Genomic DNA, 21,123 nt, shown 5'->3' with positions numbered 1-21,123 from the left:
GTATTGTGTATACTCTAAATTAAGATATTTTCATAATATATTTTATAATGTTACAACAATTTAAATCTAAAATTAGTGACTTCTTAAGTAGTGATCAAATAGTTGAAAATGAACTCCTGAGGTATGCATATTCTACTGATGCCAGTCTTTATAGAATGGTTCCAGAAATTGTTCTAATTGTTTCAAATGAGCAAGAGGTTATTCAACTTATAAACCTAGCTAGTCAGCATGATATTAAGCTGACTTTTAGAACAGCAGGTACAAGTCTTTCTGGTCAGGCAGTAACAGATGAGGTGTTAGTTATTTTAGCATCTGACTCATGGTTGGATTATAAAATTTTAGACGACGGTAAAAAAATCAAACTACAACCAAGTATTATTGGAGCAGAAGTAAACAAGTATCTTAAGATCTATGATAGAAAAATTGGTCCAGATCCAGGATCAATTAATACGGCTAAAATCGGCGGCATTATAGCAAATAACTCAAGTGGTATGTGTTGTGGTACTGCTAAGAATTCATATGCTACTTTAGATTCTATGCGAGTTGTTTTTGCTGATGGAGAAGTTCTTGATACTTCAGATCAGAGTAGTATTGCTAACTTTAAAAATAATAGAAGTGATTTTATAAACTCAATTTTAAATATTCGCCAACAAATTGTAAGTAATCCAGAATTGGTTGAATTTATAACAAAAAAATTCTCTATTAAGAATACTAGTGGTTATAGCTTAAATGCATTTTTAGATTTTGAAGATCCTATAAAAATTATTGAACGGCTAATAATAGGTTCAGAAGGAACTCTAGGTTTTGTCAGTACTGTCACACTAAATACAGTTCCAGAATATAAACAAAAGGCTTTAAATCTTATTTATGGACAACTTGATGAGCTTATAGAGTTAACAACAAAGATAGCTCCGCTTAACCCCTCATCAGTTGAGCTTTTAGACTATTTGTCGTTGAAATCAGTTTCAGATGTTGCAGATTTACAACCATTTTTGATACCTTTAGAAGATGAGAATATAGCAGCGATTATGGTCGAGCTTGCTGAAGAAAATTCCCAAACCTTAGAATCAAAACTGATCAAAGTAGATAGCTATATAGAGCAGACAGATATCATTCATCAAGTAGGTTTTAGAAAAGATGAGAGTGAAATACAAACTTTATGGAAAACTAGAAATGGAGTATTACCAACAGTTGCAGGGCAAAGGCCTGATGGAACTAGTGTTTTAATTGAGGATATTGCGGTAAATATTTTAGATCTTGCAAATCTTATCAAAGATGTGAAAAAAATGTTTATAGAATATAATTACTCTAACGCGGCTATTTTCGGTCATGTTTTAGCTGGTAATATTCATTTTGTTCTTACTCCTAATTTTAATAATGAAAATGAAGTTCTAGAATACGATAAGTTTATGCATGAGCTGACCTTATTAGTAGCTAAAAAATACAATGGTTCACTAAAGGCAGAACATGGTAGTGGTAGAAACATTTCACCATTTGCAATAGTTGAATGGGGTGAAAAATGCTGGGATATTATGTGGCAAATAAAAAGCTTATTTGATCCAAAAAATATCCTTAATCCAGATGTTAAGTTGACAAAGGACAAAGATCTACATAAAAAGAATCTTAAAGAGTTAAATAATTTAGATAATCAGATTGATAAATGTATGGAATGTGGCTTTTGTGAACCTGTATGTCCGTCACGTAATTTAAGCCTAACTCCAAGACAAAGAAATACTGTGGCAAGAAAAATAAAAACATTGCAAGGTAAACAAAAAGAACAATGGCTAAAAGATTATCAATATTACGGTGTTGAGACTTGTGCAACAACGAGTCTTTGTAAAACTCGCTGTCCAGTAGATATTGACACAGGAGCATTTATACTTAGTAAAAAAGAAAGAGTTGATGATTTAGTCAATCATGCTAGAGAAATAAATACAGCAAAACAAAAGGTTAAATTAGGTAATTTAGTAGGAAATATCTTAGGTAGAAGTAATTTGCAAAAAATGACTCAACATCTTCATAGTAAGTTTAAATCTATTCCTATATATTTAGAGACTATGCCTCAAGTCCAAAAATCTAAATTTACTAATTCACAAGAGTCAAGTAGAGAAAAAGTTTTATTATTACCATCATGTCCAAATAGAATTTTTGCAGCAGATAAAAACTATCAGAAATATCCTAGTCAAATAATTTTAGAAGAGCTTGGTTTTGATGTTGATTATCCTAATAAGGTAGACAAACAATGTTGTGGTCAAATGTATCATTCAAAAGCAAACTATAAACAACAGCAAGCATCACAAAATCTTTTGCAGAGGAGTATAAATCTTGAAATTTATAATTATGTCGTAACAGATAACAGCTCTTGTGCAAATTTTGCTAAGGATCAAAATATTGAGATATCAAATATTAATAATCTAATTTTAACTAATTTAGATAGATTAAACTTAAAGAAGAAATTTAAAAAAATAGCTCTGCATATAGATTGCTCAACTAGGAAGCAAAATATAGATGATAAATATATCAAAGCTTTGAGTAAGTGTTGTGATGAGCTCGTTGTTCCTGAAAGAATATATTGCTGTGGTTTCGCCGGAGATAAAGGGTTTACAACTCCTGAGTTAAATAAGGCTAGTTTAAGATCATTAAATAATCAGATAAAAGATTGTGATATAGGAGTTAGCTTTAATAGAAGCTGTCAGATAGGGTTATCTTACCATGGAAGAGTAAAATATATTTCTTTTACAGAATTACTGGTAGAATGCTTGGAAGATAGAAGCTTGGCTTATTAATCTATATTATTAAAAATATCTTGAGATACTTTCTCAACAGCTTGATCGCCATTAACTTTAATGTATTTTGGAGTCTTAGTGTTGTTTGAAGAGAAATTTCTATAGAAATCAACTAGTTTAGCTGTTTGTTGATGATATACAGAAAGTCTTTCTCTTACAGTATCTTCATTATCATCTGTACGAGTTATTAAAGCTTCTCCTGTTACATCATCTTTATCAGCAACTTTAGGAGGGTTAAATTTGATATGATAAGTTCTACCTGATGCTGGATGAACTCTTCTACCTGTAATTCTTTCTATTAGAAGCTCATTAGCAACGTCAACCTCAACTATATAGTCGATATTTATACCTAGCTTATCTAACTGTTCAGCTTGAGCTATAGTTCTAGGTACACCATCAAGTAAGAAACCATTCTTACAGTCATCTTTAGATATTCTATCTTTAACAATTTCTATAATAAACTCATCTGAAACTAATTGGCCAGCATCTAGAACTTTTTTTAGTTCATTACCAATTTCACTACCTGATTTAATAGTTTCTCTAATCATATCACCAGTAGAAATATGAGCGATATTATATTTTTGTTCAATTATTTTTGCTTGAGTTCCTTTACCTGCTCCAGGAGCTCCTAGAAGTATTATACGCATAGCTTTATCAACCTTAACTTTAAAAGAATAGTTTACATAATATGCATTTAATTATAAAATAAATGACAGTATATATCTAGAAATTGATTATTAATTTTTAGATTAATGGTAGCTGGATTTTAGATTAAAAATAGCTAATTTTTAGATTAAATAGGTAAAAAAATCTCATGATATCGTTATTAATTGAGAAAAAGCGAAGACAAGCACAAAGGACAGTTCTAGGTATTGAGTTTGATACTGCGTCATTAGCAGCTGTAAAACTTGATAAAAATTCTAGTAGCTACTCATTAGTAAGCTATTATAGCGATATTTTTCCTCCTGAGGCATATTTTGAAGATCAATTGACATCTGATTATGTTGGAGGAGCTATTGCTGAAACTATAGCTGTCAATAAGTTAGGGCGCTTTACAAAACTTGGCTTTACTAGCTATAACGATATAGATGTTATAAAAGAAGAAATCGTATGTGATAAGAAAGCATTAGAAGTTATAGAAAAACAAGGAGCTATATTTTATATTGTTGAGCATTTTTTGAAGAGAAAATATCCAGATAACTATATGGAAGTTGCTTTTGACTATTATGATGATATTGATGAAAAAGGCCTTCTGACTATATATTATATTTCAGATGTTGATAAAATTAATCAGCTAAGAGATATAGCTGCTAAGGCTAAGAAACCTCTATCAGTATGTACATTAGATAAATTAGCAATTGCTAGCTTTGTAAAAGAACTCTTTCTTTCTGAGATTTCAGATAATAAAGGAGACAATGTCTTTCTAGGATTGTATACAGATAAGCTATCAATATGTAGTTTTTCTTCTGATGGTGAATTTAAAAGCTATGAAACAATAAAAATTTTTGATACTAAAATGTCTGATGCCAACTATATTGATGAGGCTATTCAACTTTTATTAAGATTTATGGATTTTATGTCTTTAGATATGGCTGGTAATGATTTTGATTATTTTGATAATGCTGAAAATACAAATGTTTATATCTATGGTCTTAAACAAAATTTTGAGAGTATTTTTGAGTCAATAAAAGACCTGTCACAAAAGCAGTGTCAAATATTAAATCCATTTGTCAATATTAATCATAGTAGCTTTGATACAATAGATCAGCCATATCGCTATGTAATTCCTGTAGCTATAGCTATGAGGGAGGCTTTATAATATGCGAGATCTAAATTTTATAAGAGGGCGTTGGAGAAGGAAGCAGCTTATATATATAGTTACAGATTTTGCATTTATGGGGTTTGTTGCCTTTGTGTTGATGTTTTCAATTTCTATAATTTTCTCATGGTCAAGTGATGAGGATATAAGAGTAAAAAACTATTTACAAACACAGATCTCAAAACTAAATAAGCAAGCATCTGAATATAAAACAGTTAAAGAGCAAAGAGATGAACTTCTCGATATTTCTTCAGATTTAGCAAATATTAAAGCCAGTCAATATTATATTTTATTAGGGATAGAAAAAATATCACGAGCGGTTACCGACCAGTTATATATTACAAATATGAATTATGTTACAAGCTCAGATATTTTAATTTTAAATGGTGAGGTAAGAGATCTTAAATTGCTATCAGTATTTATGAAAAATTTGGAAATTGAGTTTCGAGTTAAAAAAGTTGAACTTAAGAGCTTAGGTTCTGAGAAAAATGGTCAAAGAAGTTTTTCTTTAGAGTTTAAATTTGGTGAAGATAATGCATTTAAGGGAGATAGTGTTAGATGAAGGAAAGAATAGAAAAGTTTTTTTTATCTAATAAATATTCAAAGTTGATTATAGATACTCCTTTGAAAATTAAACTTCCTGTAATGATAGTTGTGTTAATTGTATTCATATTTTGCTTCTATCTGATGCTTGTAAGTCCTGTTTTATTAGAAGAACAAAGAGCTCAATCTCAGATTAAGTCTATGGAGGCAAGAATTCCTAAGCTTGTAAGAAAGCAAAAAGATTTAGCAGCACTTAAAAATGAGGTTAAAATACTAGAACATCATAATGCTGAGGAAAGATTTAGTATTCCAGAGCGTCATTCTGTACCAATATTCTTATCAACTCTTAACGAAGCTATTAGTGGCTCTGGAATGACTGTTATAGATTTATCTCCAGCAGGTGTTGAAAAAAACAAATATTTAGACTTATATGCATTAAATTTTAAAGCAAAATTGAGTGGTAATTTTTCTCAAATGATTAAGCTTTTTGTCGCTTTAATTGATATGAAGGATATTGCTGTCATTACTAATATTAATATTAAAAAAGAGTCTGATACTAAGTTGCTTATAGAGCTAAATTTGCAGACCTATTCACGTCAAGGTGTGGGGGCTTAGCTTATATGGTTAGATTTAGTTTTTTATTATTTATAGTAGCTCTTTTTTTAGGATCATTTAGTTTAAGTTTTGCTAGTTATGAATCTAGGATTAAACAGATTGATCAACTAATTCAAAATAAAATGAGAACTATAAAAAGCTCAGAAAAGTTAGAGATCCCTGAGTACAAGGGTGATACATTAACGTTTGAAAGACTTTCAAAAATAAGAAATTTATTTGATATAAATCATGGTTTGCCTTTTGAAAAAAAGAAAAAGACTCAAACAAAAAAGAAGAAGGTCGTAAAATTAAAGCCAATAGTTATTCCTCCTCAATTACAAAAAATCATGACAACTAAGCCTACAAATTTACAGCAATATCCAATAAGCTCTTTTAGATTTGAAGGTGTGGTATATCAAAATGATCAAAAATGGGGAGTTGTTGAAAATCCTCAAGAGAAAAAGCCTATCTACCTAAAAGCGGGTGAATTAATTGGTAGGAACTATGGACAAATCGAAAATGTTACGAAAGAAGGCATTTTGGTGGGTGAATGGAAGAAAAATACAAGCAAAAGAGTTTGGGAAAAGACTCAAGTAGTTATACATTAAGGTAAAATGATGTTTTTTAAAAAAAAGAAGTTATTAGCAATTTTAGCAATCTTTGGTGGAGTTTTGGGGTATGATTCATCTTTAGCTGAGACAACAAAAAATGGTTCTGCAGCAGCCAAAACAAATGTACCACAAAAAACACAAAAACCAGCGACAAAAATTGTTGGACGTGAGCAAAATAAAAATAATAATGATGTTAAACATATTAAAGATCTTGAATTTCATCGTAGCCTAAACGGTGGCGCTGTATTTGAAGTTTTGTTTGAAGAAAATATTAGTGGTTTTTCTGATTATAAAACTAAATTATCACAAGATGGTTATACTTTAACAATAACATTTGAAAATACCTCTATATCTGATAGATGGGTTAGTAATATAGATACTAAAGTATTCAATACTATTGTAGATTCTATAAGAGTACACAAAGGAAATAACAATGTTGTTTTTGTTATACATTCTCTTGATAGAGTTGCTTTAAATGATTTAAAAGAAGGCGATGCTTTTAAGTTTAAAATAGATAGGCGCAATAGTCGTGTTGAAGGTTTTAATATTAATGAACCAATTTCAATATCTTTTAAAGATGCTCCTATTCAAACAGTATTGCAAGTTTTATCTGAGTTTGCAGGATTAAATCTTGTTGTTAGTAGCAGTGTTCGAGGAAATATTTCTATCGATTTAAAAAATGTTCCTTGGAATGAGGTCATGAATATAGTGCTTGTGAGCAAAGGTCTAGCAACTAAGAAAATGAATAGTATTCTATATGTTGCAACAGCTGCTGAAATTGCTGCCCAAGAGCAGTTAGAATTACAAACAAAACGTTCATTAGAAAATAATGCCACCCTTGTAACCGAGTTTATACCTTTAAATTATACTACTGCTCAGTCTGCTCAAACAGTAGTTACTTCTATGGCAAAACAAAATGGTGGTATAATGTCTCCAAGAGGTAGTATAACTTCTGACGCACGTACAAATACTTTGATTGTAACAGATACAGAAGAAAAAATGCCACGTATCAAAGAGGTTATTAAAGAAATTGATATTCCCAATGATCAAGTATTAATTGAATCTAGAATTGTTGAGGTACGTAGAGAAAGCTCTTTGGAGTTAGGCTTTAATTATGGCTTTAATGGAGGTGGTACTAATGTAGCATTTAATACTTTTAATAATGGTGCAGATGCTGCAGCAGTCACGAGCCTAAAAGGAGCTACTGCTGAACTTGCTTATGCTATTTTTGGAGGAGCTAAGTTAACAGTAGAAATTCAAGCCTTAGAAGCTGAAACTTTAGCTAACCAAGTTGCTTCACCTCATTTAGTGGTAGCAAATAATGAAACTGCATTTATTAAACAAGGTGAAGATATTCCTTATAATCAATCAACAGCATCAGGTGCAGCATCTATTGCCTTCCAAGAGGCTGTTTTAGAATTACAAGTAACTCCTCAAATAGCACCAGATGGTAATATAGTTATGGACTTATTAGTAACAAAAAATAGTGTAAATACAACTACAGAAACAGGTGAAAATAATCCTCCGGCAATTAATAAACGAGAAATTACTACTAAGATAATGACTAAAGATGGTCAAACAGTGGTTATAGGTGGAATATATGAGAAGAAACAAGATGAAATTCGTAGTAAAATACCAATCTTAGGAGATATTCCATATCTTGGCTATTTATTTAGTTATACAAAAATATCTGATACAGATACTGAACTGTTGATATTTATAACCCCAAAAATCATAGAGACAAAAATACAGAGATAAATAAGTATATAATAGTTGCAAAAATATAGATATTTAGGTATCTTATATAGCTATAATTTTTATATAAAAGGGGTGATTAGTAACTAACTATCACAGTGTATAATCAACTTATAATTTTGAGTCAAAAATGATAAGAACAAAAAATATTTTCTTAATAGGTCCAGTTGGTGCTGGAAAATCTACTATAGGTAAACAGTTAGCGAAAGAGTTAAAACTAGAGTTTGTTGATTCTGATGAAACTATCGAAAAAAAATGTGGTGTCGATATTAATTGGATTTTCGATTTAGAAGGTGAAGAAGGCTTTAGAAATCGTGAAAGAGATGTTATAGCAGAGATCTTAACTGAGAAACAAAATATAGTTCTAGCAACCGGTGGTGGTGCTATATTAGATCCAGAAACAAGATCTTTATTATCATCACGTGGAAAAGTTGTTTATTTAGAAGCAACTATCGAGCAGCAGCTTGAAAGAACAGCAAAGGATACAAAAAGACCTCTACTAAGAGTTGATGATAAAAGACCTGTTTTAGAAGAATTAATGTCTGAGAGAGAGCCTTTATATAAAAGTATAGCTGATGTGGTTGTTGAAACAAATGGTGCAACAGTTAAAAATATCGTTAATAAAATATCTACATTCTTAGTAGAAGAAACAATCCTGTGATAGACAAATTACAAGTAAATCCTACATCTAGTGAAAAATATGAAATAGTAATCGACTCTTCGCTAGATTTTTCATATATAGATAAGTATATAACTGATAAACAAGTTCTTATTGTCACAAATACGACTATTGAAAATCTTTATTTGAAGAGTCTTTTTGATTATATATCTGAAAGAACATCTGTACAAACTTGTATTCTAGAAGATGGTGAACAATATAAATCACAACAAAGCTTAGATAAAATATTATCAACTCTATTAGAAAATAAGTTTACTCGTTCCTCTACGGTTCTTATAGCCCTTGGAGGCGGTGTAATAGGTGATATCACTGGTTTTGCTGCTGCTATTTACCAGCGTGGAGTTGATTTTATTCAAATACCAACAACTTTACTTTCTCAAGTTGATTCTTCAGTTGGTGGTAAAACTGCTATAAATCACGCCCTTGGTAAAAATATGATTGGTGCTTTTTATCAACCTAAACTTGTTTATACTTCGATAGAGTTTTATAAAACTTTACCTTCTAGAGAATTTATAGCAGGTATGGCTGAAGTAGTAAAATATGCTTTTATCTCAAGGGATTTCTATTATTGGTTAGAGTCTAATAGGCAGAAAATTTTAGATAAGGATCAAAAGACTCTAATCGAGATGATAAAAAGAAGTTGCCATATAAAAGCACAAGTAGTCGCAGAAGATGAAAAAGAGATAACAGGTGCTAGAGCTATTCTTAATTTTGGTCATACTTTTGGACATGCTATAGAAAAATGTCAAAAATATCTTGGGTTGAAACATGGTGAAGCAGTAGGCGTCGGTATGGCCCAAGCTATTGACTTCTCACATTTTTTAGGAATGTTAAATCTTCAGCAAACTAGAGAATTTAAAAAATTTATTACAGGCTTTAATATATCTATAGAATTTCCTAAAGATATAAATAGAAACGAATATCTTGAAGCAATGCTTTTAGATAAGAAGAATAGTAATAAAAAGCTTAAATTTATTTTGGTTAACGATATTGGAAATTTACAGTTGTTAGCTGAGTCTCAAGAGAATCTTAAAAAATTTTTAGCAAATTAGGTTTATTAGAAATTTTAATTAAACTATTTTAGACTATAATTATGATGGTTTAATTATAGTTAATCCGAATGACTCATGTAAAATAAAACCTGTCATTCCGGACTTGATCCGGAATCTCCTAGCCAAAGTAAAGAGATCCTGAATCAAGTTCAGGATGACCGCATAAAAGTACACAGTACAATCGGATTGACTATATATATTACTGCGATGTGTAAGAATTTTCTAATTACATATAGCTAAAACCATATAAAAGTAGTACGTCATTGTGCCAGGCTTGACCACACAATCTAGCAAATAGCGTGCATGCACGCTATTTGATCAAGTACTACTTTTAAACATAGTAGACTATATGTGTTTTTGTTTTTAATTATAAATTTGGCTCAAGCAAAATATTCTGTCTTAAATAAAGAAGGACAACAAATAGGCCTTTGTAATAAATTAGAAATTGAAAAAGATGACCTAAATAGGTTTTCTCGAGCAATTTTTTCTGATTGTAATCGTAATTTAGTTCTCTCTTTTAGAGGAGATTTTGTATACCAAGAAAGATAGCAGTTTTTTAGCTTTTGCTATCTATTAAATTTCTTGTAGCTTTTTTTAGCTCATTTCTATAATAATCTAGATTTCTAGATGATTCATCTTTTAGGTCTTTGATCTGCTGAGTTAAGAAAGTTATTTGGTTTTCTAAGCTTTCTTTTAGATCAGATATTCTTTGTTTTGATTGCTCTTGAACTAGGTCGCAATATGATTTTGCATCTTTGGCCAATCTTTCAGCTGTTTCACGACGTATACTTTCTTTAACTAAGGCTGAATATAATTTTTTGATTTTTATTTCATCATTCGGTTCATTTAACAATGTAGACCATTCTTCAGAGATGTTTCTAAATAGATCTAATTCATCGATTTCTTGAAGTATTTTTATAGCATTTTGACTAATAGCCATTAGATTTAAGTCCTTATAAATTTTTTGGTAAAACTATTTATAGAGAAAATTAATAGTTAATTTGAACTGTATTTGTAAAACTAATCAAATAATACCTAATTGTTTGCTTAATTTAAAGAGTAATTTTTTAAATAATTTCGTTAACTGTATTGGTTGTATGATCTGTATGGTATAAACTAGTGTAATTCTTGTATTTATAGCCCATTAGATATGTTAATAAAGAACGATAATCTTATATTTAGTTCTGCTGAAAAAATAAAGTATTCAGCAAGAAGAGGTATGCTTGAGCTTGATATAATATTAGCTCCATATTTAAACAACTGTTATATGAAAGAGGATCTAGAAAATAAAAAGCTTTTTGTTGAATTTTTGACAAGTGAAGATAGTGACATGTTTGACTGGCTTTTTAAAGGGGTACAAGCTCCAGGAAAGTATCAAGAATTAATAAAGAAAATTATTAATGAAAAGAAAAGGTTTAATGAAAGTAATTTAAAATAGAGGAAAGGGAGTCTTATGAATAACCTACTAAACCATACCGGTGAGTATCCTATTTCTAAGGAAATAATGAATATTTCTCAATACTGGCTCATAGATGAGAAAAAAGCAGTAACAGATCTTGTTGATAAAGCACAAATCTCAAGTCTTTCAAAAGCTAATGTTCGTGAAAAGGCTTATAACTTAGTAGCTCAAGTTAGAAAGAACAGACTCAAGAAATCTGGTATAGATGCATTTATGATTGAGTATGACTTGTCTTCAGAAGAAGGTATTGTACTTATGTGTTTAGCGGAGGCTTTATTAAGAGTACCTGATAAATATACTATAGACTTGCTAATTAAAGATAAATTAACAAGTGCTGCTTGGAAAGAGCATGTTGGTATGGAAAAACATCTGTTTGTCAATGCTGCAACATGGAGCTTAATGCTAACAGGTAGAATTTTAAAAGATAGTAGAGGATCTTACAGAAAGGTTTTTCAAAACTTTCTTAAGAAATCAAGTGAACCTGTGATTCGTCAAGCAATGAAGCAAGCGATGAAGATTGTTGGTAAGCAATATGTACTTGGAGAAACAATTGAAGAAGCTTTAAAAGTTTCGCAAATCAAAGTAGATAAAGGTTATAGCTATTCGTATGACATGCTTGGTGAAGCGGCTATGACTATGGCAGATGCTGAATATTATTATAATCAGTATCTACATGCTATAAAAGAGCTAGCTAAATATGCAGTTAATAAAGAAATCAAGAAAAACCCTGGTATATCAGTTAAGCTATCAGCGTTACATCCGCGTTATGAAGTTATCAAACATCAAAGAGTTCATGCTGAGATATATCCTAAATTACTTAAATTAACAGAGTTAGCGAAAGAATATAATGTTGGTATGAATATTGATGCTGAAGAAACAGAAAGACTTCAGATATCATTAGAGCTAGTTGAAAGATTAGCACATGAGCCATCATTAGAAGGTTTTGATGGTATTGGTATAGTTGTTCAAGCGTATCAAAAAAGAGCTCCTTATGTCCTAGATTACTTAGCTAATCTAGCGAAGAATACAAATCGTAGGTTTATGGTGCGCTTAGTAAAAGGTGCTTATTGGGATGCTGAAATTAAACATGCTCAAGAGCAAGGTTTAGAAGGGTATCCTGTATTTACACGTAAATATCACACGGATGTATCATATCAAGCATGTGTAAAGCAATTATTTGAGAACCATAAATATATTTATCCTCAATTTGCAACGCACAATGCTCAAACAGTAGCTGTTGTAATGGAGCTTGCTGGTGACATTAAAGATTTTGAATTTCAATGCTTACATGGAATGGGTGATCCTTTATATGATAATATAGTTGGTAAAGAAGGCTATGAAGAAATACCTTGTAGAATATATGCTCCTGTTGGAGGGCATAAGCATCTATTAGCATATTTGGTTAGAAGACTTTTGGAAAATGGTGCAAATAGTTCTTTTGTTAATAGAATTGTTGATGAGAATTTACCAATAGAAGAGTTAATTGAAGATCCTGTTAAAAAAGCTATAGATCATGGTTGTGATCAGCATCCAAATATCCCCTATCCCAAAGATATTGTTGCTCCTAGGTTAAATTCACAAGGCTTTAATACTAATGATTTTGCAGTTTTAGATAAGATGCATACAGAGATTGAAAAGTATACCTCTAAAAATACATATAAAGCAAAACCAATAGTTTCTGGAGTTAAGTCTGATAAAGAGACAGCTGAAGATGTTATAAACCCAAATACAAATGAAGTTATTGGCAGTGTAGTTAACGCAGATGCTAAAACAGCAAAAAGAGCATTAAAAAATGCTCAAAGCGCATTTAATGATTGGAATAATACTCCTGCTACGCAAAGAGCAGAGATACTTGAGCGTTTTGCAAATCTTCTAGAAAAAAATACAAATGAATTTATTGCTGTAGCAATGATTGAAGCGGGTAAAACTTTAGCTAATGCTATAGATGAAGTTCGCGAGGCAGTTGATTTCTGTCGTTATTATGCAGCTCAGGCTAGAAAAGAGTTTGATGGTCCTATAGATTTACCAGCTTTATCGGAAAATCTAAAACAAATAGAGTTTAGTGGGCGTGGGGCTATGGTTTGTATTAGTCCATGGAACTTCCCATTAGCTATATTCTTAGGGCAAGTTACTGCGGTTCTTGCCGCTGGTAATACAGTTGTAGCAAAGCCTGCTGAACAAACTTCTATAATTGCATATAAAGCAGTTAAACTTTTATTTAAAGCTGGTCTTCCAAAAAATGTGCTACAGTTTACTCCTGGTGATGGGGCTACAGTTGGTACAGCATTAGTTAAGAGCCCAGTTTGTAAAGGAGTTATCTTTACAGGTTCAACTGAAGTTGCTGGAATTATAAACCAAACATTAGCAAATAAATCGAGCGAGATTGTTCCATTTATTGCAGAGACTGGTGGTCAAAATGCGATGATCGTTGATTCATCTTCACTTCCTGAGCAAGTTACTGCTGATGTTATGCGTTCGGCATTTGATAGTGCTGGTCAACGTTGTTCAGCATTACGTATATTATGTCTTCAAGAAGATATTGCAGATAGCTATATCAAAATGATAGTTGGAGCAATGAAAGAGCTTAAAGTAGGAGACTCTAAATACATTGATACTGATGTTGGACCTGTAATTGATAAAGAGGCTGCTGATAATCTAAATGCTTATATTGAACAAAAGAAAAAGCAATTTAAATTAGTGTATCAATCTCAGCCAAATGAGAATACACAAAATGGCACATTTGTAATGCCGACAGCTTTTGAAATAAATAAACTATCTGATTTAGGTAGAGAACAGTTTGGACCAATTTTACATATATTAAGGTTTAAAGCTAATCAACTAGATACTCTAATCAAAGATATTAATGCTACGGGATATGGCTTGACAGCTGGTGTACATAGTAGAATTAATGAAGTAATGAACTATGTTAAAAATAATATTAAAGCCGGTAATGTTTATGTAAATAGAAATATTGTAGGTGCTGTTGTTGGTGTGCAACCTTTTGGTGGCCAAGGTAAATCTGGTACTGGACCTAAAGCAGGTGGACCATATTATATGCATCGTTTAGCAAATGAGAAGCTTTCTGGCGTTGGTGCTGTTGAAGAAGTATACAATCCTGAAAAGATAGCTAATGATGAAAAGCAAACTAATAAATATATAAAAGATAAATATTCTATTACAAATATTGTAGCTGGAGAAAAATCTAAAAAAGGTGAATTTAACGATCTTAAGTCAGCTAATGATCAAACAATAGGTAAAGCATATGCAGCTTCTGTAAATACTGTTGATACAGCTATTGCAATTGCGCATAAAGAGGCAGATATATGGAATCATGTTAATGCAGAACAAAGAGCTGATATTATTGGTAAGTTTTTAGACTTGCTTGAAAAAGAGCGTCACCTAATAGCATCTTGTCTTGTTGTAGAATCAAATGTATCTGTTGAAGATGCACAGATTCAGATAGATAAAACTATTCAACAAGTAGCTTACTATTGCTTACAAGCTAAAAAAGAATTTTCACATCCTCAACTTTTACCTGGACCTACTGGTGAGATAGATGAGTTAAGCCTAAAAGGACGTGGTGTTGTAGTTAGTATGTGTTCAAGCTGTGATTTGTTGATTAGATTTGTTGGTCAAGCAGCTGCAGCTCTTTTATCTGGTAATACAGTTGTTACAAAACCAGCATATACAGGTAAGTTAACAGCTTATAAAATTGTTGAATTAATGTTGAAAGCTGGAGTAAGTCCAAAAGCTATACATTTAATTTTATCAGATCAAGAGGAGATAACTTCAGCATTACTTTTTAATACAAAAGTAGCTTTAGTTGCATTTTCAGGTAGTGTATCTGCGGTTAAACAAATCCATCAAGCATTAGCATTACGTAGAGGAGCTATTATTCCTTTTGTTGCTGAAAGTGTTGCACAAGATGGTAAAAGTACTAGCTTAGCTATAGAAACAGCATCACCATTATATTTACGTAGATTTGTTGTAGAAAAAACAGTTAGTGTAGATACTACAGCTTCTGGCGGTAATGCTTCTTTAATGAGTCTAGAAGAATAAAAAATATTGCAAACTCATTTTCTTAATGATAATTTAAATACTTATGGTTTTTTTTCTAATTAAGTATTTAATCTAACTTTATTAGAAAAAACTTTAATAAATTAGAGGTATTATCCTCTAAAAAAGTTCTTTAATTAAATTATAAGGAAAAGAAAATGAGTGATGTATCTGTTAAAAAGATGTCATTGTTTAGTGCTGTATTGATCGGCACTACTTCAATGGTTGGCTCCGGATGGCTTTTTAGTGCTCAGTTAACTGTTAAAAATGCGGGTAATTGGGCATTTTTAGCATGGATTTTTGCTGCTATTTTAGTTTTGATGATAGCTCTTTGCTTAGGCAAAGTAGTGTCTATGTATCCTGTTCGAGGGGCTACTACTAGATCAAGTGCAATATCGCATAATAATATCTTTGCAATGCCGTTTGCTTTTGCAAACTGGTTTGGAATCGTTGTTGTAATATCTTCTGAGGCTTTAGCAACAACACAATATCTTGCAGGTGTTAAGTCTATGGATTGGCTTATGCATGATAATATTCTAACTATAGCTGGAACAGCTTTTTCACTTTTTGTTTTGGTTGTATATCTTATTATTAACTTTTATGGGGTTAAGCTTTTATCAAGAGTTAACAATGCTATTACAATTTTTAAAATGGCTGTTCCTGCAATTATTGTTTTAATATTTGTTACACACGCACTAATGCATAGTGATAACCATGTGAGTATGTTTGCAGCAGATATTCCAGGTAATAGTGAGTTTGGCTTTACATCTGCTTTAACAGCAATTGTTGCAGGTGGTCTTATTTATACATTTAATGGTTTTCAAACAGTTGTAGCATACGCTAGTGAAGTTAAAAATCCTGGTAGAAATGTACCTTTAGCAATTGTATTAGCTTTAGCTTTGGTATTAGTCCTATACCTTAGTTTACAGTATGCGTTTATGCAAGCTGTACCACATGATTACTTAGTAAGTAAAGGTGGTTGGGCTGGTTTAGATTTTGAGTCGCCATTACTGCAATTGGCAACAATACTAGGTTTAGGATATATATCTATATTATTGATTATTGATAGTGTTATTAGCCCATCAGCTACAGGTTATAGCTACTTAGGTGCTTCATCTAGAATGTTGTATGCAATGTCTTCTGAAGGTCAGATGCCAAGATATTTTGCAAAAATTACTCCGATTGTTAATATTTCACGTAGATCGTTAATAGCAAACTTTATATTAGCTGCGATATTTTTACTTTTCTCAGATAACTGGACAGCTTTAATGCTTGTTGTAACAGGGTTTCATATTATTGGATATATGGCAGCACCAGTTAGTATGGGAGCACTAGCACCACGTACTAGATTATATGGTTTAGTTGTGTTTGTAGTATTAGCATTGCTTTTAAATACTGTTGAAATACAGACTAATATCAATATGAGTGTTATCTTAATAGTTCTTATGACTATATATGGTGCGATTGAGTTTAGAAGAGTTGGTGTTAAAAACCTTATTTATTTAGCAGCACCTTTTCTAATATTTTTATGTATAACATCTCCTATTGATAGCTATATATTAAATGCAGTTATAGGAGTTGTATTTTACTGGTTTGCTACAGATAAGCGTTACGTAGCGTTCTGTAAATCAACAGCTAATGAAAAAAATGTTATTGAAGACTAAAATAATAAATCTTGTCTAGTTATATTCTATCTTACAATTTATAATATAAATCTAATACTTATATATTTTCTTTTTTAAATTAATGAAAAATACAAAATGGATTCTACTTATCCTTTGCCTAGGATATTTTATTGATTTCTATGATCTTACCGTATTTAGTGTGTCTTATGTTGATATATTTAAGCAGCAGTTTAATATGCATGATTCGACAAAAATACAGCAAATGTATTATCTAATTAATAATATTCAAATGGCAGGCATATTAGTTGGGGCTATAGCTTTTGGAATGTTGGCAGATAAATTTGGTCGCATAACGGTTATTAAATATAGTATTCTACTTTATAGCTTTTCAACTATATGTTGTATCTTTGTAACTAACTTACATATGTTTATGTTACTAAGGTTTTTAGCGTATCTTGCTCTAGCTAGTGAATTTGCTGTCTCAAGTGTTTTAATAGTTGAGTTTTTTCCTCCTAAAATAGCTGCTTGGGGAATGAGCCTTTTGTATATATTAGGAGTTCTTGGAGGAATTGTAGCGACATTGTTTGGAGTATTTTCTTATCAAATAATGTTTGTATTTGGTGGTTTAGCTGGATTAACAATATATTTATTTAGAAGAGTGCTAGAAGAGTCTCCATACTTTATTGAAATATATGAATCAGATAGATTTAAAAATGCAGGTAGTATAATTTTTTTATTTAAAAACTATAGTAAACCTTTAATCTTAAACTTCTTAATTACATTACCTTATTTCTTTGTTATTACGGTAATGTTTGCATTAGTGAAATTTATTGCTTCAGATGCTGATTTTGCAACTTTAGTGAAAATATTCCTGTTTGGTTTTTTTGCAGGAAATATTATTAGTTGTATTATTAGTGGCTTTTATAATCAGTATTTTAAATCGCCAAATCTATTTTTTGCAATAAATATAATCATATTTTTAGTAAGCATTTTTAGCTATAAATATATATCAAGCGATGTCATATTTTTATATGGTATTGTTATTGGACTTATAGGGGGTGGATATAATATTATGTGGGCACAGTACGCTGCGACAGAGTTTCCAACTGAAGTTCGTTCATTAGCTTGTAATATGATATTTGCATTAGGTAGAACTAGTAGTATATTCTTTGGGATTATTTTTGCCTCTTGGCTTACTAGTGAACAATTGTTTAGACAAAATGTAAATATATTAGCAGTTATCGTAGCAGCTATGGTGTTATTAATAATTGCTTTTTATAAAAGAAAAAAAGTCTTAAATAAATAGAGAGGTCTTTATGACAAAGAAGATTCTATTTGGAATTACAGGAAGTGTATCAGCTTTTAAAACTATAAATTTAATCCGTCTTTTTATCAAAAGTGGTGTAGAGTGTAGAGCTATTGTTACAAAAGGTGGACAGCAGTTTATAAAACCAGAGTTACTAGTAGCTCTTGGATGCGATGTTTATACAGATGAATCATTGAATATGTATGATTATGAGCAAAGTATGGCACATATAAACTTATCACGCTGGGCTGATAAAATATTTATAATCCCAGCTTCTGCTAATACTATAGCTAAATTAGCTAATGGTTTTGCAGATGATTTGCTTAGCCAATGTGTATTAGCTAATAAACAAACTAATAAAATATATTTTGCACCTGCTATGAATGTAAATATGTGGCAGAATCCACTAACTCAAGAAAATATTAAAAAGTTACAAAATTTAGGCTTTAACTTAATATCTCCAAGTAATGGTTTACAAGCATGTGGTGATACTGGCGGGGGGCGATTAGCTGAACCTGAGGAGTTATTTGAATTATTATCAGTAGATCAAGATTTTAAAGATAAGAAAGCTTTAATAACTGTTGGGGCAACGGTTGAAGATATTGATGGTGTTAGGTATCTGTCAAATTATAGTTCTGGAAAGATGGGCTTTGCATTAGTAGAAGAGCTATTAAATAGAGGTGCTAAAGTTACAGTATTAAAAGCTAAGACTTTAATAGAGTTTGATATAACTCATAACAATTTAACTATCATTGATACTAAAAGTGCTGATGATATGAATCAAGTCATGCTTGAAGAGGCAAAAACGCATGATATTTTTATTGGCTGTGCAGCTGTTGCTGATTATAAAATAAAAAATAAATTTGATAATAAAATTAAGAAAACTGATGAAACATTAACACTAGAGTTTGTAAAAAATCCTGATGTTTTAGCTAACTGTAAAAAGAATTATCCTGATATCTTTGCAATAGGGTTTGCAGCTGAATCACAAAACATAATTGAGTATGCTAAGAAAAAGCTCATAAAGAAAAATCTAGATATGATTGTTGCAAATTCAACAAGTGTCTTTGGTAAAGATGACTCTTCTGTAACAATCTTATCAGAACAAAAAAATAAAGAGTATGCTAATAAAACTAAATCGCAGATAGCTAAGTCAATACTAGACTTTGCTAAGGAGATAATATGAATATACAAGAAGTTCATATAGCTAATAAATCTAATAATTTAATAACATTAAAAAATGACAATATTGAAGTAACATTTTTAGATTTAGGTGCGACTATATATTCACTTAAAACAAAAAATAAGAATAATAAGTTAGAAAATATAGTATTACAATATCAAGATATCCAAGAATATTCTAATAATCCATCATACTTTAATGCAACTGTTGGAAGAGTTGCTGGTAGGATTAAAGATGCTAAAATTATACTAAATAACAAAATATATGATTTAGAAAGGAACTATCAAAATAAGCATACTCTTCATGGAGGTTTTAACTGTCTGACGCATCAAAAATTTGATTTTGAAATTATAAGTGAGACAAAAGTTAAATTTACAACTATGCAAAAATCTTCTGTTGATAGTTTTCCTGGAAATGTGGCTATTAGTGTAACTTATGAGTTATTAGAAAATTCATTAGTCATAAGCTTTGATGCCATATCAGATGCCGATACAGTTTTGAATATGACAAATCATTGTTATTATAATTTGTCAGGTGATTATAAAGCGACTATAGTCGATCATCGACTTAAAGTACCAGCTAAAAAATTTGTTAATGTAGATGGTGATTTAATACCGACAGAAGTACTATCATTACCTGAGGAAATGGATTTTAATATAAAGTCAAAAATTAGTAATAAACTAAAATATCAAGATTCTAAATACTTTAGTGAAGGTGGAATTGATCATTGTTATATAGTTGATGCAGAGATAAAACTTGAAGATCCTACTAGTGGTAGGAAATTAAAAGTATCAAGCTCATATCCTGCTATGCAGATTTATACATGCAACTTTATCGATGGTCGTATTCTTTCAAATGGTAAAGCCTTTAAAAAACATGATGCTATTTGTTTTGAGCCTCAATATGTTGGTGCTTTTGATGGTAACTATGATAATCATCCTGCTAAATTAAATAAAGATCAAGAATATAAACATTTTATAAGGCTAGATTTTTAGGCTATTATAAATAAATCTAGTTGTTGCCGTTGCCGTTGCCGTTGCCGTTGCTACTAGGGCTACAAGTGTTATTTATAGAAGATACACATATATTGTTTATGTTTACTGATGTTTCTTCTAGACAGCTATTTGGTAGTAAATCATCTGTTAAAGCTGAACCATTAGCATTTTCACAGCTCCAAACTAAAGAAGTGTTTACTATAAAAGGGACCAAATGTATAGCAGCACGATCGTCTGAAATAACAGGATTATCAGCAGCTGGGATATTTGAATATACAACACTACCAAGATTGACTGTAATAATACCATTAGTAGCAACACCAACATTTTGAGGCATAGTATATATATAGATATTTCTAATCTGATCACCTTCACTGAAATCACCTAATGAAATTATTTCATTAATTTGGGCTTTTACAGAGCCTATCTTGGTAATTTCACCACCAATTCTTGCTCGAATTTTATAATCTGAATATATAGGTATAGCTATAGCTGCTAAAATAGCAATTAATGATATAACTATCATTAATTCAACTAAAGTTATACCTTTAATTTTACGTGATACATAATTTACTAGTTTGCTCTTTTTAACTCCTGATGCTGGTAGTTTAGAATTGCTTTTTTTAAATCTATGTATCATGCGGATCAATGAAACCTTAA

18 protein-coding genes are annotated in these 21,123 nt (G+C 30.9%); 15 read left to right on the top strand and 3 right to left on the bottom strand.

Going from position 1 to position 21,123, the window contains the following annotated elements; all coding sequences use genetic code 11:
- Nucleotides 1-47: 47 nt before the first annotated feature.
- Nucleotides 48-2,786, top strand: coding sequence for an FAD-binding and (Fe-S)-binding domain-containing protein (locus F7310_RS05625; RefSeq protein ID WP_072712393.1), 2,739 nt, complete (start codon nt 48-50; stop codon nt 2,784-2,786).
- On the opposite strand, the gene adk is transcribed toward F7310_RS05625, so the two are convergent.
- Complete coding sequence (adk, locus tag F7310_RS05620; RefSeq protein WP_072712392.1) at nt 2,783-3,433, bottom strand: adenylate kinase; 651 nt, start codon at nt 3,431-3,433, stop codon at nt 2,783-2,785. The genes F7310_RS05625 and adk overlap by 4 nt on opposite strands.
- A gap of 167 nt (nt 3,434-3,600) precedes the next feature.
- Here adk and F7310_RS05615 point away from each other — a divergent pair, with 167 nt between their 5' ends.
- The 8 genes from F7310_RS05615 (at nt 3,601) to F7310_RS05580 (ending at nt 10,388) form a co-directional block, all read left to right on the top strand.
- Nucleotides 3,601-4,605 (top strand): type IV pili, encoded by a 1,005-nt coding sequence (locus tag F7310_RS05615; RefSeq protein WP_072712391.1) that lies wholly within the window; start codon nt 3,601-3,603, stop codon nt 4,603-4,605.
- A gap of 1 nt (nt 4,606) precedes the next feature.
- The gene (locus tag F7310_RS05610; protein ID WP_072712390.1) at nt 4,607-5,167 is read left to right on the top strand and encodes a PilN domain-containing protein; all 561 of its coding nucleotides are present in this window, start codon (nt 4,607-4,609) and stop codon (nt 5,165-5,167) included.
- A complete protein-coding gene (locus F7310_RS05605; RefSeq protein ID WP_072712389.1) occupies nt 5,164-5,763 on the top strand; it encodes a type IV pilus inner membrane component PilO in 600 nt (199 codons plus the stop codon). The genes F7310_RS05610 and F7310_RS05605 overlap by 4 nt, the downstream gene beginning before the upstream one ends.
- A 5-nt stretch (nt 5,764-5,768) precedes the next feature.
- A complete protein-coding gene (locus tag F7310_RS05600) occupies nt 5,769-6,350 on the top strand; it encodes a pilus assembly protein PilP (protein ID WP_072712388.1) in 582 nt (193 codons plus the stop codon).
- Between the two features lie 9 nt (nt 6,351-6,359).
- Entirely contained in the window at nt 6,360-8,111 is a 1,752-nt protein-coding gene (locus F7310_RS05595; protein ID WP_072712387.1) for a type IV pilus secretin PilQ, read from the top strand.
- Between the two features lie 127 nt (nt 8,112-8,238).
- Nucleotides 8,239-8,769, top strand: a complete 531-nt coding sequence (aroK, locus tag F7310_RS05590) for a shikimate kinase AroK (protein WP_072712385.1) — start codon at nt 8,239-8,241, stop codon at nt 8,767-8,769.
- Entirely contained in the window at nt 8,766-9,839 is a 1,074-nt protein-coding gene (aroB, locus tag F7310_RS05585) for a 3-dehydroquinate synthase (RefSeq protein ID WP_072712384.1), read from the top strand. Before aroK ends, aroB begins: the two co-directional genes overlap by 4 nt.
- 357 nt (nt 9,840-10,196) lie before the next feature.
- Nucleotides 10,197-10,388, top strand: coding sequence for a hypothetical protein (locus F7310_RS05580; RefSeq protein ID WP_236939852.1), 192 nt, complete (start codon nt 10,197-10,199; stop codon nt 10,386-10,388).
- 7 nt (nt 10,389-10,395) lie between these two features.
- On the opposite strand, the gene F7310_RS05575 is transcribed toward F7310_RS05580, so the two are convergent.
- Entirely contained in the window at nt 10,396-10,779 is a 384-nt protein-coding gene (locus F7310_RS05575) for a kinesin (RefSeq protein ID WP_072712381.1), read from the bottom strand.
- Nucleotides 10,780-10,989: 210 nt separating this feature from the next.
- On the opposite strand from F7310_RS05575, the gene F7310_RS05570 reads away from it, so the two are divergent.
- The 6 genes from F7310_RS05570 (at nt 10,990) to F7310_RS05545 (ending at nt 20,463) form a co-directional block, all read left to right on the top strand.
- A complete protein-coding gene (locus tag F7310_RS05570) occupies nt 10,990-11,277 on the top strand; it encodes an FAD assembly factor SdhE (protein WP_072712379.1) in 288 nt (95 codons plus the stop codon).
- Between the two features lie 15 nt (nt 11,278-11,292).
- Nucleotides 11,293-15,357, top strand: a complete 4,065-nt coding sequence (gene putA / locus F7310_RS05565) for a bifunctional proline dehydrogenase/L-glutamate gamma-semialdehyde dehydrogenase PutA (protein ID WP_072712378.1) — start codon at nt 11,293-11,295, stop codon at nt 15,355-15,357.
- A gap of 155 nt (nt 15,358-15,512) precedes the next feature.
- A complete protein-coding gene (locus F7310_RS05560; protein WP_072712376.1) occupies nt 15,513-17,018 on the top strand; it encodes an APC family permease in 1,506 nt (501 codons plus the stop codon).
- A gap of 82 nt (nt 17,019-17,100) precedes the next feature.
- Nucleotides 17,101-18,285, top strand: coding sequence for an MFS transporter (locus F7310_RS05555; RefSeq protein WP_072712375.1), 1,185 nt, complete (start codon nt 17,101-17,103; stop codon nt 18,283-18,285).
- 10 nt (nt 18,286-18,295) lie between these two features.
- Nucleotides 18,296-19,471, top strand: a complete 1,176-nt coding sequence (gene coaBC / locus F7310_RS05550) for a bifunctional phosphopantothenoylcysteine decarboxylase/phosphopantothenate--cysteine ligase CoaBC (RefSeq protein WP_072712374.1) — start codon at nt 18,296-18,298, stop codon at nt 19,469-19,471.
- A complete protein-coding gene (locus tag F7310_RS05545) occupies nt 19,468-20,463 on the top strand; it encodes an aldose epimerase family protein (protein WP_072712372.1) in 996 nt (331 codons plus the stop codon). Before coaBC ends, F7310_RS05545 begins: the two co-directional genes overlap by 4 nt.
- Before the next feature lie 16 nt (nt 20,464-20,479).
- Here the strand turns inward: F7310_RS05545 and F7310_RS05540 are convergent, their stop codons facing one another.
- Nucleotides 20,480-21,103 carry a prepilin-type N-terminal cleavage/methylation domain-containing protein gene (locus F7310_RS05540; protein WP_072712371.1) on the bottom strand — a complete coding sequence of 208 codons (624 nt, stop codon included), beginning with the start codon at nt 21,101-21,103 and terminating at the stop codon, nt 20,480-20,482.
- Nucleotides 21,104-21,123: the final 20 nt, after the last annotated feature.

The organism is Francisella uliginis (assembly GCF_001895265.1).
In the GTDB taxonomy this organism is placed as follows: Bacteria; Pseudomonadota; Gammaproteobacteria; order Francisellales; family Francisellaceae; genus Francisella; species Francisella uliginis.
This window is presented reverse-complemented; position numbering and strand designations above follow the sequence as displayed.

Excerpts from the sequence above, each read along its gene's own strand:
- F7310_RS05625 (WP_072712393.1), top strand. The coding sequence starts at position 48 with ATGTTACAACAATTTAAATCTAAAATTAGTGACTTCTTAAGTAGTGAT.
- adk (WP_072712392.1), bottom strand. The coding sequence starts at position 3,433 with ATGCGTATAATACTTCTAGGAGCTCCTGGAGCAGGTAAAGGAACTCAA.
- F7310_RS05615 (WP_072712391.1), top strand. The coding sequence starts at position 3,601 with ATGATATCGTTATTAATTGAGAAAAAGCGAAGACAAGCACAAAGGACA.
- F7310_RS05610 (WP_072712390.1), top strand. The coding sequence starts at position 4,607 with ATGCGAGATCTAAATTTTATAAGAGGGCGTTGGAGAAGGAAGCAGCTT.
- F7310_RS05605 (WP_072712389.1), top strand. The coding sequence starts at position 5,164 with ATGAAGGAAAGAATAGAAAAGTTTTTTTTATCTAATAAATATTCAAAG.
- F7310_RS05600 (WP_072712388.1), top strand. The coding sequence starts at position 5,769 with ATGGTTAGATTTAGTTTTTTATTATTTATAGTAGCTCTTTTTTTAGGA.
- F7310_RS05595 (WP_072712387.1), top strand. The coding sequence starts at position 6,360 with ATGTTTTTTAAAAAAAAGAAGTTATTAGCAATTTTAGCAATCTTTGGT.
- aroK (WP_072712385.1), top strand. The coding sequence starts at position 8,239 with ATGATAAGAACAAAAAATATTTTCTTAATAGGTCCAGTTGGTGCTGGA.
- F7310_RS05575 (WP_072712381.1), bottom strand. The coding sequence starts at position 10,779 with ATGGCTATTAGTCAAAATGCTATAAAAATACTTCAAGAAATCGATGAA.
- F7310_RS05570 (WP_072712379.1), top strand. The coding sequence starts at position 10,990 with ATGTTAATAAAGAACGATAATCTTATATTTAGTTCTGCTGAAAAAATA.
- putA (WP_072712378.1), top strand. The coding sequence starts at position 11,293 with ATGAATAACCTACTAAACCATACCGGTGAGTATCCTATTTCTAAGGAA.
- F7310_RS05560 (WP_072712376.1), top strand. The coding sequence starts at position 15,513 with ATGAGTGATGTATCTGTTAAAAAGATGTCATTGTTTAGTGCTGTATTG.
- F7310_RS05555 (WP_072712375.1), top strand. The coding sequence starts at position 17,101 with ATGAAAAATACAAAATGGATTCTACTTATCCTTTGCCTAGGATATTTT.
- coaBC (WP_072712374.1), top strand. The coding sequence starts at position 18,296 with ATGACAAAGAAGATTCTATTTGGAATTACAGGAAGTGTATCAGCTTTT.
- F7310_RS05545 (WP_072712372.1), top strand. The coding sequence starts at position 19,468 with ATGAATATACAAGAAGTTCATATAGCTAATAAATCTAATAATTTAATA.
- F7310_RS05540 (WP_072712371.1), bottom strand. The coding sequence starts at position 21,103 with ATGATACATAGATTTAAAAAAAGCAATTCTAAACTACCAGCATCAGGA.